We start from the raw sequence: 14,545 nt of genomic DNA, 5'->3' as shown, positions 1-14,545 counted from the left end.
AAACCTTGCGGAACGCGCTGTGTGGCGCCCCAGGCGGCACCGGGCTTTAGGGAGGATCCGATGCCGGCAACGAACCGCCGCGACCTCGTACGGGGTGCGCTCGCCGGAGGGGCCGTCCTGGGTCTCGGCGGCGGCGCCCGCGCCGCGGCGCCCTTCGGCGGATCGCAGGCGCCGGGCTTCTACCGGACCCGCGTCGGCAGCTGCGAGGTCACGATCCTCAACGACGGGGCGCGCAGCTTCCCGATGCCGGACCGCTTCGTGCGCAATGTTCCCCGGGACGCGGCACTCGGCGCCGCGCAGGCGGCCTACATGCCGCCCGGCCAGGTGACGGTGCCGTTCAACCCGACGCTGATCAACACCGGCGCGAAGCTCATCCTGATCGATACCGGCAACGGTCCGGTGCCGGGCGCGCCCGTCGGCCGGCTCGCGGCGAACCTCGCGGCGGCTGGGATCAGACCCGAGGAGATCGACCTCGTGCTGCTCTCGCATCTCCATCCCGACCACACGAACGGCCTCAAGAGGGCGGACGGGAGCCTCGCCTTCCCGAACGCCGAGATCCGGGCCGGCGCGCCCGACTGGGCATTCTGGATGAGCGACGCCCACATGGCCCAGGCCGCCGACCCGGTGACGCAAGGCTACTTCGCCAACACCCGCCGGGTGCTCGGCGACCTGAAGGACCGGATCGGCACCTTCGCGTGGGACGAGGAGGTCGCACCCGGGATCACCGCCCTCGCCGCGCCCGGCCACACGCCCGGCCACACGGCCTTCGCGATCGCTTCGGGGGCGGACCGGCTGCTGATCCAGTCCGACGTGACCAACATTCCGGCCTTCTTCCTGCAGCACCCGGACTGGCACGTGATGTACGATTACGATGCCGATCAGGCGCAGGCGACGCGCCACCGCTTCTACGACATGGCCGCGTCCGAGAAGGCCCTCGTGGTCGGCTACCACTTCCCCTTCCCGTCCCTCGGCCATGTGGAGCGGAACGGGCCGGGCTACCGGCTGGTGCCCATCGCCTGGAACGGCGCGCTCTGATCGTCCAGGGTCGCGTGCACCCGGATCAGGTTCGCCAGGTCCACGACCCCGCCCGGCCATTCGACGCCCGCGATGTGCCGGTGCGGCCGTTCCGGCTCGCCGAGATCCGAGACCGCCGAGAAGGCACCGTCGAGCGGGTGGCTCTCGGTGTAGCGGCTCCGTGTCGCCAGGACCGGCAGTCCCGCGGCCCGGGCCGAGCTGATGCCGGCGGCCGAATCCTCGAAGGCCACCGCCTCGGAGGCCGGGATGTCCAGGCCGGCGAGCGCCAGGAGGAATACGTCGGGGGCGGGCTTCTTGCGGTTCGCCTCGTCGCCGGCCGCGATCACGTCGAAGGGTGCCGCGTCCGGCGGGAAGTTGGCGGCCAGGAGCCGGTCGACATTCGGCCGGCTCGTGGTGGTGGCCACGGCGAGCCGCAGGCCCGCCGCCCGGGCCTCGGCAATCAGCCGGGCGATCCCGGGGCGCAGCGGCAGGCCGCTCGCTGCCACCAGTTCGCCGTAGGCGCGCGTCTTGCGGGCGTGGATCTCGGGGGCCAGCGCGTGGAGCGCCTCGGCTTCGGCTGCGTGCCGGGTGTCGATGTAATGGGCGAGCCGCTCCTTGCCCCCCATCACGGTCAGCAGGTCGGCGTAGAGCGCCTCGTCCCAGCGCCAGGGCAGGCCGAGTTCCGCGAAGGCGCGGTTGAACGCCTGCCGGTGCAGATCCTCCGTCTCGGCGAGGGTCCCGTCGACGTCGAAGATCAGCGCCCTCAGCACGACAGGTCGCGACCGGAGGCGCCCTCCGCGCCCGCGCGGATCGCCGCGATGCGCTCGGCATAGGCGCCCGGACCGCCGCCGAAGACCGCGTTGCCGGCGACGAACGTGTCGGCCCCGGCGCGGCTCGCCGCCTTGACGGTCTCGGGGTCGATCCCGCCGTCGACCTGGATGCGGATGTCCCGGCCCGCCACCATGGCGCGCACCCGCGCCACCGATTCCATCGTGCTCTTGATGAAGCTCTGGCCGCCGAAGCCGGGATTGACCGTCATCACCAGCACGAGGTCCACGAGGTCGAGCACCGGCTCGACCAGGGCGGCCGGCGTGCCCGGATTGATCGCCACGCCGGCGCGCTTGCCGAGGTCGCGGATGGTCTGGAGCGAGCGGTGGATGTGCGGCCCGGCCTCGGCATGGACGGTGATGCCGTCGGCCCCGGCCTGCGCGAAGGCCGCGAGGTACGGGTCGGCGGGCGCGATCATCAGGTGGACGTCGAAGTACTTCTGCGTATGCGGGCGCAGAGCCTTCACCACCGGCGGCCCGAAGGTGATGTTGGGCACGAAGTGCCCGTCCATGACGTCGAGATGGATCCAGTCGGCGCCGGCCGCGTCCACGGCGCGGGTCTCCTCGGCGAGCTTCGAGAAGTCGGCGGACAGGATCGAGGGGGCGATGACGGGTGGGAGCATGGGAGGCTTTCGGGATTGTTCAGGCCAGCCTGCGACGGCGCTCGACGAGCTGCATGATCATCGGCGTCAGGATCAGCTGCATGGCCAGATCCAGCTTCCCGCCGGGAATCACGATGGAATTGGCCCGGCTCATGAAACTGTCGTGGATCATGGAGACGAGATACGAGAAGTCGATCCCCTTCGGGTCCTTGAAGCGGATGACCACCATCGATTCGTCGGCGGTGGGGATCCAGCGGGCGATGAACGGGTTCGAGGTGTCGACCGTGGGCACCCGCTGGAAGTTGATGTCGGTGAAGGAGAATTGCGGGCAGATGGTCTGCACGTAATCGGGCATGCGCCGCAGGATCACGTCGGTCACCGCCTCGGTGGAGTAGCCGCGGAACGAGCGGTCCCGGTGCAGCTTCTGGATCCATTCGAGGTTGATCACCGGCACGACGCCGATCTTCAGGTCGGCGTAGCGGGCGATGTCGACATCCTGATCCGCCACGCAGCCGTGCAGGCCCTCGTAGAACAGCAGGTCCGAATCCGGCGGGAACGACTCCCAGTCCGAGAAGCTCCCCTCCGGAATGCCGAAGGCCTGCGCGTCGTGGGCATCGTGGGCGTAGTGGCGGGTGCGGCCGGTCCCGGATTCGGCGTAGCTGCGGAAGACCGCCTCCAGCTCGGGCAGGAGGTTGGCGCGCGGCGCGAAGTGGGACAGCGTCGGTTCATTCGCCATCATCGCCCGCATCGTGTCGCGGTCGAACGCATGGAAGCCGTCGCCCTCGATGAAGACCGCCCGCACGTCCTCGCGGCGGAAGATCTGCTCGAAGGTGTTGCGCACCGAGGTGGTCCCGGCCCCGGAGGAGCCGGTCACCGAGATGATGGGGTGCCGCGCCGACATTACCGTCCGGACTTCGTGCTGTGCCTCACGACCGCATCAGACCGCGCTGCCCGAACAGCGGCGAGCGGCCGGCATCGGGCTTGCCGCCCGCGTAATAGGTCGCGACGCAGGCCACCTCCTCGGTGGAGCCGCAGACCAGGGGCGCCCGCTCGTGGATGCCGGTGGCCACGAGGTCGAGGATTCGCGTCTGGCCATCGGTGGCCGTGCCGCCGGCCTGCTCGACCAGCATCGCCACGGGGGCGACCTCGTAGAGCAGCCGCAGGCGGCCGCGGGCGTAGTTCTTCCGGGCGTCGCCCGGGTAGAGGAACACGCCGCCGCGGGTCAGGACGCGCTGGATGTCGGCCACCAGGGAGGCGAGCCAGCGCATGTTGTAGTCCTTGTCGCGCGGGCCCTCGGTGCCGCGCTGGCAATCCTCGATATAGGCCTTCACCGGGGCATCCCAGTGCCGGGCGTTGGAGGCGTTGATGGCGAATTCCTTGGTGGAGGCCGGCACCGACATGGCCGGGCTCGTCAGCTTGAACGTACCCTCGGCGCGGTCGAGCACGTAGGACTGGGTGCCCTCCCCCAGCGTCAGGATCAGCGCGGTGGCCGGGCCGTAGGTCACGAAGCCCGCGGCGATCTGCGTCGAGCCGGGGGTCGTGAACGAGGCGAGCGGATTCGCCGGATTTTTGATCGACGGCCGGATGCCGAAGATCAGGCCCACGGCCATGTTCACGCCGATGTTGGACGAGCCGTCGAGGGGGTCGATGGCGACGGCGAGCGGCGCGTCCGGGTTCAGCCGCATCACCTCCTCGGCCTCCTCGGAGGCGACCTCGGCGACCGGGGCACCGCGCAGGGCTGCGGTGACGCTCTCGTGCGCGATGACGTCGAGGGCTTTCTGGACGTCGCCATCGCTGTTGTGCTCGCCGGCCGCCGCGAGGTCGCCGCCGAGCGCACCGCGCCCGATCCGCTCGCTGATCTCCACCGCCGAGCGCGCCACGGCCGCGATCACCGCGGCGGTGTCCTTCAGCGCCGGATTGGCGTCCACGGCCTGCGCAAGACAGGTCTCGAGGGGCGTCCCGATCGCCGCTGAAATTGCCATCGGCCTACTCCTCCTGCTCGGATCCCGTCCGTCGGGATCGCGCCTTCCGCGCCGGCTCTGTAGCGGCCGCTTAGCCGCCAAGATAGCGGTCTGTGTCTCCGGATCGACAGGAACCCGCGGCGCGGCCTTCAAGATTTCTGTGCGATCTTGTGTCATAGGACGAAAAAAACGAGATGTCCGCCATGCGCAATCTCTCCCTCAAGCAGCTTCAGGCGGTCGCTGCCGTGGCCCGACTCGGCACCATGACCCGGGCGGCGCAGGAGCTGAACGTCACCTCGGCCGCCCTCTACGCGCGCATCCGCCAGCTGGAGGAGGAGGCCGGGCTGCTGCTGTTCGACCGGACGCCGGGCGGCCTCAAGCCGACCGATGCCGGCCGCGAGATGCTCTGGGCGATCGACAGCATCAACACCGTGCTGGAGACCTGCACCGACCGCCTGCGCACCCTGCGGGGCGCCGAGGGCGGGCGCGTGGCGCTGGGCGTCGTCTCCACCGCCAAGTACTTCGCCCCGCAGGTGATCGCGGGCTTCGTCAAGAAGCATCCCGGGGTCGAGATCAGCCTGTCGGTGCGCAATCGCGGCCAGACCGTGGAGGCTTTGCGCGGTTACGAGATCGACTTCGCCCTGATGGGCCGCCCGCCCCGGGACTTCCCGATCGAGGCGGCGACCTTCGGGCCGCATCCGATCGTGCTGATCGCCCCGCCAAGCCATCCCCTCGCGGGCAAGACCGGCCTGAACCGCGAGGATCTCGCCGACCAGCCGTTCTTCCTGCGCGAGGAGGGCTCGGGCACGCGCATGGTCTTCGAGGAGTTCATGAGCGGCGTCCTGGTCAAGCGGGCGCCGCTGGACATCGACACCGGCTCGAACGAGACCATCAAGCAGGCGGTGATGGCCGGGCTCGGGATCGCGCTGCTCTCGGTGCATTCGGTGGCGGCCGAGCTGGAGAGCGGCCGCCTCGTCCTCCTGAACGTCAAGGGACTGCCGATCCGGCGCGACTGGTACGCGGTCCGGCGCGCCGACAAGGTGCTGGGTCCGGCCGCCTCCGCGGTCTGGTCCTATCTGATGTCGGAGGGTGCGCGCAGCCTGCCGGGCGTCGCGCAGAGCGGTCTCGTGCCGGCGGGAGCCAAGGCGTGAGTCCAGTCGGAATCGTCGTCGCGGGCGCCGGCCAGGCCGGCTTCCAACTCGCCGCCTCCCTGCGCGAGGGTGGGTTCAGGGATCCGATCACCCTGGTGGGCGACGAGGCCGCCCTTCCCTACCAGCGCCCGCCCCTGTCGAAGGCCTACCTCGCCGGCAAGACAGACCAGGAAGGCCTGTTCCTGCGCCCCCCCGGCTTCTTCGCCGAGCACGCCATCGCGCACCGGCCGGGGCTCCGCGCCGTGGCGATCGACCGGGCGGCACGTCTTCTGCAGCTGTCGGACGGCGGGCACCTGCCCTACGACCACCTCGTGATCGCCACCGGCGCCCGCAACCGGCCCCTGCCCGTGCCCGGAGCCGAGCTCGACGGCGTGCGCCAGTTGCGCGGCCTCGCGGATGCCGACGCGCTCCGGGCGCAGATCGAGGCGGCCCGGGCGATCGTCGTGGTGGGCGCGGGCTTCATCGGGCTCGAATTCGCCGCCGTCGCGGCCGGGCGCGGCCTCTCCGTGACGGTGATCGAGGCGGCCGAGCGGCCTATGGCCCGGGCGGTCTCGGCCGAGATGGGCGCGTTCTTCCGCGGTGCGCAGGAGGCGATGGGCGTGCGCTTCGCCTTCGGTGCCGGCGTGACGGCGATCCTCGGGCGGGACGGCCGTGCCGTCGGCGTGGCCCTCGCGGACGGCCGGGAACTGCCCGCCGACCTCGTCCTGGTCGGCATCGGGGTGCTGCCGAACCGGGAGCTCGCCTTGGAAGCGGGCCTGCCGGCCGAGGATGGGGTGCGGGTCGACGCGTTCCTGTCGACACCCGATCCGGCCATCTCGGCGATCGGCGATTGCGCCCGGTTTCCCAGTCCCTTCGCTCACGGGCTCACGCCGGACGGCACCGTGCGGATCGAGTCCGTGCAGAACGCCATCGACCAGGGGCGCTGCCTGGCGGCGCGGCTCACCGGCAAGCCGGCGGCCTACGGCGCGCTGCCCTGGTTCTGGAGCGACCAGGGCCGGCACAAGCTGCAGATCGCCGGATTGGCGGGCCCCACGGATGCCAGCGTGGTCCGCGGCTCCGGCTCCGCCTTCTCGGTCTTCCGATTCCGCGACCGACGCCTGAGCGCCGTCGAATCCGTCGACCGGGCGGGCGACCACATGATCGCCCGGCGGCTGCTCACGGCCGGAACGCCGCTGAGCCCGGATCAGGCGGCGGATCCGGGCTTCGACCTCAAGGCGCTGGCGCTGCAGCGGCCCTGAGGGTGCTCAGCCCGGGAACGCCACCGGGGCCGGCTTCTGCCGCAGGGCGATGGCGGTGCCGATCCCGAGCGCCAGGATCGTGACGGCGCATCCCAGGAGCGCGCCGAGCTGGCCGAACCGGAGCAGCGCCTGCCCTATCACCGCGACGCCGAGCGCCTGCCCGCAGAAGAATGAGAAAGCATGGAGCGCCACCGCGGAGGCGCGGGCCTTGGGCGCCACCTCGGTGACCTGGGTCTGGTAGGTGTTGTGCAGCATGTAGAAGCCGAGCCCCATGGCGGTGAGCGCGGCGCAATCGACCTGCCACGTGCCGGCGAGCCCGACGACGGTGAGGGACGCACTACAGATCAGGCCGCCGCCGATGAGCATGCGCGGCAGGCCGAGCAGCCGCACCAGCAGCCCGACCAGGGCCGAGTAGAGCAGGCCGCCGACCGCGAACCCCGCCAGCACGAGGCCGGCCTCGCGCGGCCCCCCCTCCCCGCGGGCCTCGATCAGCGGGGCGAGGTGCGGAAACACGCCGAACATCGCGATGGCCTCGATGAACACCGCCGAGAACAGCACCCGCGCCCGGGGATTGCGCAGGATCGTCCGGTAGCGGGTCACCGCCTCGCCGAAAGCCGGACGGCGCGCGGCGGGCCGGCCGGTCCGGTCGAACCCGAACACGGTCGCCGCGCAGGCGATGGCCGCCACCGCCGCGGTGACCGCGAAGACACCGCGCCAGCCGATCGCCGCCTCGATCAGGCCCGCGAAGGTCGAGCCGGAAAGCTGGCCGAGGATCACCGCCACCAGGAACCGGCCGATCGCCACCTGACGGCCCTCCATCGGCACCCGGTCACCCAGCAGCGCCAGGGACAGCGGAATGCAGCCCCCCGCCGCCGCCCCCGCCAGCATGCGCAGGCCGAACAGGCTGCCGATATCGGGGGCGATGCTGCACAGGGTCAGGGCGACGGCGAGCACCGCGAGGCAGGTGCTCATCACCCGCTCCTTGCCGAGCGCGTCGCCGATCGGGCCGAGCACCGGCTGGATGAAGGCGTAAGGCAGCGCGAAGGCGGTGGAGAGGAGCGCCACCGTGTGGGCGTCGCTCGCGAGATCCCGGGCGAGCACGCCGACGAGAGGCTCGACCGAGCGGAGCGCGAAGGTGCTGCCGAACCCCGCACAGGCCAGGACGACGATGAGACGCGGGATCGACGTCGGCGGCGACTTCGGCAGCGTCGCAGCGGGGACGAGAGCCGGCTCTGTGCTGTCGGTCATGAGGGACGCTGCGCGACGCGGGCCAAACCAGGCTCGCGACATCGCATCTCCCCCGCCGGAGCGGAACCCCGTTGCGCGACAGAACCGTGCGCGTCGAACGCCGGATCCGGTGCGGGGGATCGCTGCCGCCCGAGCCCGGCGGCGCTCAGGCCGAGGCGGCCGCCTGATGCGCCTCCGCGAGCTGCGCATCCTCCGCCGCGACCATCCGGGCGGCCGGACGGGACCGGATGCGCTCGACATAGGCCGTCAGGACGGGCGCGGGCTCCACGAGGCCGAAGCCCGTCGTCCAGCCGAGGGCGCCGCCCCACAGGATGTCGGCGGCGCTGAAGCGCTCGCCGAGCAGGTACGGCCCCGGAGTCAGCGCCTCCTTCACCCGGGCGATCACGCTGTCGTAATCGGCATAGGCCGACATGGCGCGTGGGCCCGGCTCCCGCTTCAGGTGCCGGTCAATCACCGCGGGCTCGAAGCAGGAGCCGTAGAACACCATCCAGCGCAGATAGGCGGCCCGGTCGGGCTCGGTGGGCGCCGGGGCGAGCCCGGCCTCGGGGAACAGGTCGGCGAGGTAGAGGTAGATGGCCGCCTGCTCGGTCACCACGGCCTCGCCGTGGCGGATCGCCGGCACCTTCGCCATCGGATTGACGGCACGGTAGGCCCCTTCGAGGTGCTCGCCGGCGCGCATATTGAGCACGTGCAGCCGGTACGGGACACCGAGTTCCTCGAGCAGGACGCGCACCCCTGACGAGCGGGTATTGGGCGAATGAAAGAACTCGATGTCAGGCATATTGGTGGCTCCGCCCCCTCAGAGGATTGTCGATTCGCCGAAGCACACGCTCATACCGGCCGGAGGACGGGTCAACCTCGCACCGAAGCGGCCCTTCTCCAGGGACCGGAATCGGGGCAGGAACGTTGGGCGATTGTGCGATGCCGCGCGTTGAGCTGCCGTCCGGCACGACGCGAGCCGGGGGTATGAGTTCTGATGGCGAAGATTCTGCTGGTCGAGGACCACGAAGAGATCTGGGACTTCCTGTCCCGCCGCCTCAAGCGGCGCGGGTACGAGGTGATCCTCGCGCATGACGGCGAGGCCGGGGTCCGACAAGCCCGCTCGGGTCAGCCCGACGTGATCCTGCTCGACATGAACCTGCCGGTCCTGGACGGCTGGTCCGTCGCCCGGACGCTGAAGTCGGGCACCGACACGCGGGCGATCCCGATCATCGCGCTCACCGCCCACGCCATGTCGGGCGACCGCGACAAGGCGATCCAGGCCGGCTGCGACGACTACCACCCGAAGCCGGTCGATTTCTCGAAGCTTCTCAGCCAGATCAGCACCGCCCTGGGCGAGACCGCCCCGGCGAGCTGACCCGACCGCGGACGCGCGAATTGCGATCCCGAGACCTGATGTGAGTGGAGCGTGTCCGTGAGCGAGGATCCCGTCACTGCCCAGCGCCTGCGGCAGGGCCTGCCGGTCTTCGTGGCCTTGGCCTCGATCCTCCTCGTGGTCGCCACGCTGGCGGCCCTGTATCTCGGGCGCGAGATCCTCGTACCGGTGACGCTGGCGATCCTCCTCAGCTTCGTGCTGGTGCCGGCCGTCCGGGTCCTGCGGCGGCTGCGCGTGCCGCGTGCGCCGGCGGTCCTCCTCGTGGTGGTGATCGTCTTCGGCGCCCTGTTCGGGATCGGCAGCCTGATCGCCAGCGAGGCGTCCCAGCTCGCCTCGGACCTGCCGCGCTACACGCAGGTGATGCGTACCAAGATCAAGGATCTGCGCGGGGCGACGGCCGGGACCGGCACCCTGTCGCGGATCGTCGACATGGTGCAGGACCTCAGCGCCACCCTGCAGCCGCCCCCGGCCGCGGAGGTCCGCGGCGAGCCGGGATCGCGCACGCATCCCCTCACCGTGGAACTCACGCCCGCCCGCGCCAGCGTGGTCGACACGCTTCAGACCTTCGCGGGCCCGATCCTGCACCCGCTGGCCACGACGGGCCTGATCCTGATCTTCACGATCTTCATCCTGCTCCAGCGGGAGGATCTGCGAAACCGGGCGATCCGGCTCGCCGGCGGCTCGGGCGACCTGCGCCGCACCACGGCGGCGATCGACGATGCCACGAGCCGGCTCAGCCGCTTCTTCCTGGCCCAGCTCGCCCTCAACATCGCCTTCGGCCTCGTCATCGGCTTCGGACTCTGGATGATCGGCGTCCCGAGTCCGACCCTGTTCGGTGTCCTCGCGGCGATCCTGCGGTTCGTGCCCTATATCGGCGCGGCGATCAGCGCCCTTCTGCCGCTGATCCTCGCCGCCGCCGTCGATCCCGGCTGGGGCATGGTGATCGCCACCGCGGTCCTGTTCCTGGTGGTGGAGCCGATCTGCGGCCACGTGGTCGAGCCGCTCCTCTACGGCCACTCCACCGGCCTCTCGCCGGTCGCCGTCATCCTCGCGGCGACGATCTGGACGTTCCTGTGGGGGCCGATCGGCCTCGTCCTGGCCACGCCGCTCACCGTGTGCCTCGTGGTCCTCGGCCGGCACGTGGAGCGCCTCTGGTACCTCGACGTCCTGCTGGGCGATCAGCCAGCCTTGTCGCCGCCCGAGATCTTCTACCAGCGCATGCTGGCCGGCGATCCGGTCGAGGCGATCGACCAGGGCTGGCAGTTCCTCAAGGAGCGCGCCCTGGTCACCTACTACGACGAGGTCGCCCTCGCCGGCCTGCTGCTCGCGCAGGAGGATCTCTCGCGCGGCACCCTGGACCGCGAGCGGCAGGCGGAGGTCGGGGCGGCGATCCGCACGGTCGTCGACCGCCTCGGGACCGCTCCGATGACCCGGCGAAGCCGCCGAGGCTCCGGGCGCGGGCCCGATACCGAGACTGCGGCGGCGCTGGCCGCCATTGGGCCCGACCGGCAAGTGGCCGGCATCGTCCTCGAGCGCGAGGATCTCGCCCCCAACTGGCGCAGCGAGACGCCGGTGCTGTGCGTGTCGAGCCGCGGCCCGTTCGACGAGGCGGCGACGCTGATGCTGAGCCAGATCCTCGCCCGCCACGGGCTGGTCTCGCAGATTCTCTCGATGGCCGCGATCCGCGCCGGCGAGCGTCCCGACAATCCGGAAGGGCTCGCGCTGATCTGCTTCTCGTATCTCGAGCCGGTGAGCCTCTCGCAGATCCGCTTCACCGTCCGGCAGGCCCGTGCGGCGGTGCCGGGCGTGCGCATCCTCGTGGGCTTCTGGCGCGAGCGCGATCCGGCGACCCTGGAACGGCTGCGCCGGGCGACCTCGGCAGACTTCCTCGTGACATCGCTGAACGAGGCGCTCTCGGCTGTGCTCGGCGCCTGCCAGGAATCCGCACCCACCCGGCTCGTCCCGGCACCCGTGACTGCCCGCTCCGGTTCGGCGCAGCCGGCAGTGGCATGACGCGCCGTGCGACACCACCTCTGAGGACGGGCCGTCGACATCGCGCTCTCGACCGCTAGTGTTCCGTCCGCTTTTCGTGATCGGGCGCGCGCAAAATGCTTTTACGTCCCGGAGGCTGAACATCACCGCGCATGTCTGAGACCCCAGAAACACCGCCCTCCGGGCCGAGCCCTCCGATCAGGGACAGCGCGCCGAGTGACCTGACCGACCGCCGCAGCGATATCTTCTTCGCGGCGGTCGAGACGACGCGCATGCCGATGATCGTCACCGATCCGCGCCAGCCCGACAACCCGATCATCTTCGCCAATCGGGCGTTCCTGGCGATGACGGGCTACACGCCGGAAGAGCTGATCGGGCGCAACTGCCGCTTCCTTCAGGGCCCCGAAACCGACCGCGAGAGCGTCGCGCAGGTCCGGGCCGCGATCGCCGAGAAGCGCGAGTTCGCCACCGAGATCCTGAACTACCGCAAGAACGGCTCGACCTTCTGGAATGCCCTGTTCGTCTCGCCGGTCTACAATGCCGACGGCGAGCTCGTGTACTATTTCGGTTCTCAGCTCGACGTCTCGCGCCGCCGCGACGCAGAGGAAGCGCTGGGTCAGGCTCAGAAGATGGAGGCGCTGGGCCAGCTCACGGGCGGCATCGCGCACGACTTCAACAATCTCCTCCAGGTGATCGTCGGCTACGTCGACATCCTGGCGGCCGGGCTGGAGAAGCCCGATGCCGACCGCGCCCGGCTCGGCCGCGCCACCGAGAACATCCGCCAGGCTGCGGAGCGCGCGACGACGCTGACGCAGCAATTGCTGGCCTTCGCCCGCAAGCAGCGGCTGGACGGGCGCGCCGTCAATCTCAACACCCTGATCGAGGGGATGGGCGAGATGGTCGCCCGCTCCGTCGGCGAGGCCGTGAAGGTCGAACTCGATCTTGCCGAGGACCTCTGGAACTGCCGGGTCGATCCGACCCAGGCCGAGGTCGCGATCCTGAACGTCCTGATCAACGCCCGCGACGCGATGCCGGAGGGCGGCACCGTCCGGATCTCCACGGAGAACAGCGAGGTCGCCGCCCGCGGCCGGGAGCTCGGTCCGCTGCGCGACGGGCGCTATGTCAGCATCGCCATCAAGGACACGGGTACCGGCATCCCGCCGGCCGTGCTCGCCCGGGTGATGGACCCGTTCTTCACCACCAAGGAGGAGGGCAAGGGGACGGGGCTCGGCCTGTCGATGGTCTACGGCTTCGCCAAGCAGTCGGGCGGCGCGGCGCAGATCGAGTCGGCGGTGGGTGCGGGCACGACGGTGCGCCTGTCGTTCCCCGCGACCGACGGCGACGTCAATGCCCCTGCCAAGGTTTCGCTGCGGTCCGTTGATCGGCAGGGCTCCGAGACGATCCTCATCGTCGACGACCGCGAGGACGTGGCCGAACTCGCCCGCACCATCCTGCGGGACTTCGGCTACACGACGCTGGTGGCGAGCAATGCCCGCGAGGCCCTGGAGATCCTGGATTCGAGCGAGCGCATCGATCTGCTCTTCACCGACCTGATCATGCCCGGCGGCATGAACGGCGTGCTGCTGGCCCGCGAAGCCCGCCGCCGCCAGCCCAAGCTCAAGGTGCTGCTCGCCACGGGTTACGCGGAGGCGAGCCTGGAGCGAACCGATATCGGCGGCTCGGAGTTTGATCTCCTGAACAAGCCCTACCGGCGCACGGAGCTGGTCCGCCGCGTGCGCGCCATCCTCGACGGTCCGACCGGGGTGGGCTGAGCTTCGGGAGACGGCCCATGTCCCAGGGCGACAAATCGAAGTACACCGACAAGCAGAAGCGCAAGGCCGAGCACATCGCCGGGTCCTACGAGGCCCGCGGGGTGCCGGAGAACGAGGCGGAGGCCCGGGCCTGGGCCACCGTCAACAAGGATGACGGCGGCGGCAAGAAGCCGGGCGGCTCGGGCCGCGGCAAGGCCACCGGACATCCGGCCGCCCACAAGGGCGGCGAATCCGGCGGCAAGGCCTCGGCCGGGCGGACGGCCGCGGAACGCTCCGCCTCCGCCAGGAAGGCCGCCGCGACCCGCAAGGCCAACGCCGCCGCACGGGCGTAACCGTCCTGTGCGCACCGGGCCGCCCTCGTCTTCGCGAGGGCAGCGCAGCAATGCAGCGGCGCCGGACTCTCCGACGTGGCGCCACCCCGGGCCGCGTCGCTGCGCTCGGGGTGACGGTCCGGGCGCCGGAGAGCGATGTCAGTCCTTGTGCTCGGCGAGCTTGACCAGCGTGTGCAGCAACCGGTTCGCCGGTGTCGGAATGCCGAGCGCCGCGCCCTTGCGAACGACGAAACCGTTGAGGTGGTCGATCTCGCTGGCCCGGCCGCGGGCGAGGTCCTGGGCGGTGGACGAACGCTGCCCGGACATGGTGACACCGAGATCCAGCACGGTGTCGAGGATGTCGGGGGGCACCGACACCCCGTCGGCTTCGGCGACGGCGACGCATTCCCGAACGACATCCGTGATCGCCGCGACGACGCCCTCGCCCTGGAGCAGGCGACCGTAGGGACGCTGCGTCAGGGCCGAGAGGGCGTTGTAGGCGCAGTTCGTGATCAGTTTCGCCCAGAGCGCGTCGACCGCGCGCGCCGAGACCGTCGTGGGGATGCCGGCTGCCGTGAAAGCGGCGGCGATGCGGTCGCTCGTCTTCGAGGCGCCGAGGATCAGGTCGCCGCGCCCGTTGTGCCGGACATGGCCGGGGCCGGCCATCGCGGTGGCGACGTAGACCGCCACCGGCACGACCGGCCGGTCCAGCACGGCGGCGAGCCGCTCCGCGTTGTCGACGCCGTTCTGGAGGCTGAGGATCGTCGCGGCAGGATCGAGATGGCCTGCGATCATCGCACCCGCCGCTTCGGTATCGCCGGACTTCACGCAGACCAGCACGAGGTCGGCGCCGGACACGCCGTCGCCGGCCTCGGTCGCCCGCACGGGGACCGAGGCCGTCCCGGCCGCGCGCTCCAGCACCAGCCCGGCCGCCCCCACGGCCTCGACCAGGGCGGGGCGTCCGATCAGCGTCACCGCGTGGCCGGCCTGCGCCAGGAGAAACCCATAATAGCAGCCGACAGCGCCGGCCCCGACGACAGCGACGTTCATGGCA

Annotated in this window: 14 protein-coding genes; 7 read left to right on the top strand and 7 right to left on the bottom strand. The window is 71.0% G+C overall.

Translation table 11 applies throughout. The features are described 5' to 3' along the window. The first annotated feature begins 60 nt into the window (after positions 1 to 60). The gene (locus GGQ91_RS22435; protein WP_182592870.1) at positions 61 to 1,035 is read left to right on the top strand and encodes an MBL fold metallo-hydrolase; all 975 of its coding nucleotides are present in this window, start codon (positions 61 to 63) and stop codon (positions 1,033 to 1,035) included. Here the strand turns inward: GGQ91_RS22435 and GGQ91_RS22430 are convergent. The 4 genes from GGQ91_RS22430 to GGQ91_RS22415 are packed head-to-tail and all read right to left on the bottom strand — an operon-like array spanning position 996 to position 4,425. Further along, the gene (locus GGQ91_RS22430; protein WP_043349270.1) at positions 996 to 1,784 is read right to left on the bottom strand and encodes an HAD-IA family hydrolase; all 789 of its coding nucleotides are present in this window, start codon (positions 1,782 to 1,784) and stop codon (positions 996 to 998) included. The genes GGQ91_RS22435 and GGQ91_RS22430 overlap by 40 nt on opposite strands. Next, positions 1,778 to 2,464 carry a ribulose-phosphate 3-epimerase gene (gene rpe / locus GGQ91_RS22425; RefSeq protein WP_043349271.1) on the bottom strand — a complete coding sequence of 229 codons (687 nt, stop codon included), beginning with the start codon at positions 2,462 to 2,464 and terminating at the stop codon, positions 1,778 to 1,780. Before rpe ends, GGQ91_RS22430 begins: the two co-directional genes overlap by 7 nt. Before the next feature lie 19 nt (positions 2,465 to 2,483). Further along, positions 2,484 to 3,344 carry a phosphoribulokinase gene (locus GGQ91_RS22420; RefSeq protein ID WP_043349274.1) on the bottom strand — a complete coding sequence of 287 codons (861 nt, stop codon included), beginning with the start codon at positions 3,342 to 3,344 and terminating at the stop codon, positions 2,484 to 2,486. Positions 3,345 to 3,369: 25 nt separating this feature from the next. Further along, positions 3,370 to 4,425 (bottom strand): class 1 fructose-bisphosphatase, encoded by a 1,056-nt coding sequence (locus GGQ91_RS22415; RefSeq protein WP_182592869.1) that lies wholly within the window; start codon positions 4,423 to 4,425, stop codon positions 3,370 to 3,372. A 182-nt stretch (positions 4,426 to 4,607) separates the two neighbouring features. Between GGQ91_RS22415 and GGQ91_RS22410 the strand changes: the two genes are divergently transcribed. Then, positions 4,608 to 5,555 (top strand): LysR family transcriptional regulator, encoded by a 948-nt coding sequence (locus tag GGQ91_RS22410; RefSeq protein WP_043349301.1) that lies wholly within the window; start codon positions 4,608 to 4,610, stop codon positions 5,553 to 5,555. After that, complete coding sequence (locus GGQ91_RS22405; RefSeq protein ID WP_182592868.1) at positions 5,552 to 6,793, top strand: FAD-dependent oxidoreductase; 1,242 nt, start codon at positions 5,552 to 5,554, stop codon at positions 6,791 to 6,793. Before GGQ91_RS22410 ends, GGQ91_RS22405 begins: the two co-directional genes overlap by 4 nt. Before the next feature lie 6 nt (positions 6,794 to 6,799). On the opposite strand, the gene GGQ91_RS22400 is transcribed toward GGQ91_RS22405, so the two are convergent. Next, on the bottom strand, positions 6,800 to 8,041 hold the full coding sequence (locus GGQ91_RS22400; RefSeq protein WP_182592867.1) for an MFS transporter: 1,242 nt from the start codon (positions 8,039 to 8,041) through the stop codon (positions 6,800 to 6,802). Positions 8,042 to 8,186: 145 nt separating this feature from the next. After that, on the bottom strand, positions 8,187 to 8,822 hold the full coding sequence (locus GGQ91_RS22395; RefSeq protein WP_182592866.1) for a glutathione S-transferase family protein: 636 nt from the start codon (positions 8,820 to 8,822) through the stop codon (positions 8,187 to 8,189). A 195-nt stretch (positions 8,823 to 9,017) separates the two neighbouring features. On the opposite strand from GGQ91_RS22395, the gene GGQ91_RS22390 reads away from it, so the two are divergent. The 4 genes from GGQ91_RS22390 (at position 9,018) to GGQ91_RS22375 (ending at position 13,512) form a co-directional block, all read left to right on the top strand. After that, positions 9,018 to 9,398 (top strand): response regulator, encoded by a 381-nt coding sequence (locus tag GGQ91_RS22390; protein WP_043355299.1) that lies wholly within the window; start codon positions 9,018 to 9,020, stop codon positions 9,396 to 9,398. 57 nt (positions 9,399 to 9,455) lie between these two features. Further along, entirely contained in the window at positions 9,456 to 11,429 is a 1,974-nt protein-coding gene (locus GGQ91_RS22385) for an AI-2E family transporter (RefSeq protein WP_182592865.1), read from the top strand. Between the two features lie 131 nt (positions 11,430 to 11,560). Next, the gene (locus GGQ91_RS22380) at positions 11,561 to 13,180 is read left to right on the top strand and encodes a hybrid sensor histidine kinase/response regulator (protein WP_043381097.1); all 1,620 of its coding nucleotides are present in this window, start codon (positions 11,561 to 11,563) and stop codon (positions 13,178 to 13,180) included. Between the two features lie 17 nt (positions 13,181 to 13,197). Beyond that, positions 13,198 to 13,512, top strand: coding sequence for a plasmid stabilization protein (locus GGQ91_RS22375; protein WP_182592864.1), 315 nt, complete (start codon positions 13,198 to 13,200; stop codon positions 13,510 to 13,512). Between the two features lie 138 nt (positions 13,513 to 13,650). Here the strand turns inward: GGQ91_RS22375 and GGQ91_RS22370 are convergent, their stop codons facing one another. Next, positions 13,651 to 14,541 (bottom strand): ketopantoate reductase family protein, encoded by an 891-nt coding sequence (locus GGQ91_RS22370; RefSeq protein WP_043381100.1) that lies wholly within the window; start codon positions 14,539 to 14,541, stop codon positions 13,651 to 13,653. Positions 14,542 to 14,545: the final 4 nt, after the last annotated feature.

The organism is Methylobacterium fujisawaense, assembly GCF_014138435.1.
GTDB lineage: Bacteria > Pseudomonadota > Alphaproteobacteria > Rhizobiales > Beijerinckiaceae > Methylobacterium > Methylobacterium fujisawaense.
Note: the sequence above shows the minus strand (reverse complement) of the source record. Positions and strands in the feature narration are given on the sequence as shown.

Coding starts and splice junctions, on each gene's coding strand:
- GGQ91_RS22415 (WP_182592869.1), bottom strand. CDS start 4,425: ATGGCAATTTCAGCGGCGATCGGGACGCCCCTCGAGACCTGTCTTGCG.
- GGQ91_RS22375 (WP_182592864.1), top strand. CDS start 13,198: ATGTCCCAGGGCGACAAATCGAAGTACACCGACAAGCAGAAGCGCAAG.
- GGQ91_RS22370 (WP_043381100.1), bottom strand. CDS start 14,541: ATGAACGTCGCTGTCGTCGGGGCCGGCGCTGTCGGCTGCTATTATGGG.
- GGQ91_RS22435 (WP_182592870.1), top strand. CDS start 61: ATGCCGGCAACGAACCGCCGCGACCTCGTACGGGGTGCGCTCGCCGGA.
- GGQ91_RS22395 (WP_182592866.1), bottom strand. CDS start 8,822: ATGCCTGACATCGAGTTCTTTCATTCGCCCAATACCCGCTCGTCAGGG.
- rpe (WP_043349271.1), bottom strand. CDS start 2,464: ATGCTCCCACCCGTCATCGCCCCCTCGATCCTGTCCGCCGACTTCTCG.
- GGQ91_RS22420 (WP_043349274.1), bottom strand. CDS start 3,344: ATGTCGGCGCGGCACCCCATCATCTCGGTGACCGGCTCCTCCGGGGCC.
- GGQ91_RS22380 (WP_043381097.1), top strand. CDS start 11,561: ATGTCTGAGACCCCAGAAACACCGCCCTCCGGGCCGAGCCCTCCGATC.
- GGQ91_RS22390 (WP_043355299.1), top strand. CDS start 9,018: ATGGCGAAGATTCTGCTGGTCGAGGACCACGAAGAGATCTGGGACTTC.
- GGQ91_RS22400 (WP_182592867.1), bottom strand. CDS start 8,041: ATGACCGACAGCACAGAGCCGGCTCTCGTCCCCGCTGCGACGCTGCCG.
- GGQ91_RS22410 (WP_043349301.1), top strand. CDS start 4,608: ATGCGCAATCTCTCCCTCAAGCAGCTTCAGGCGGTCGCTGCCGTGGCC.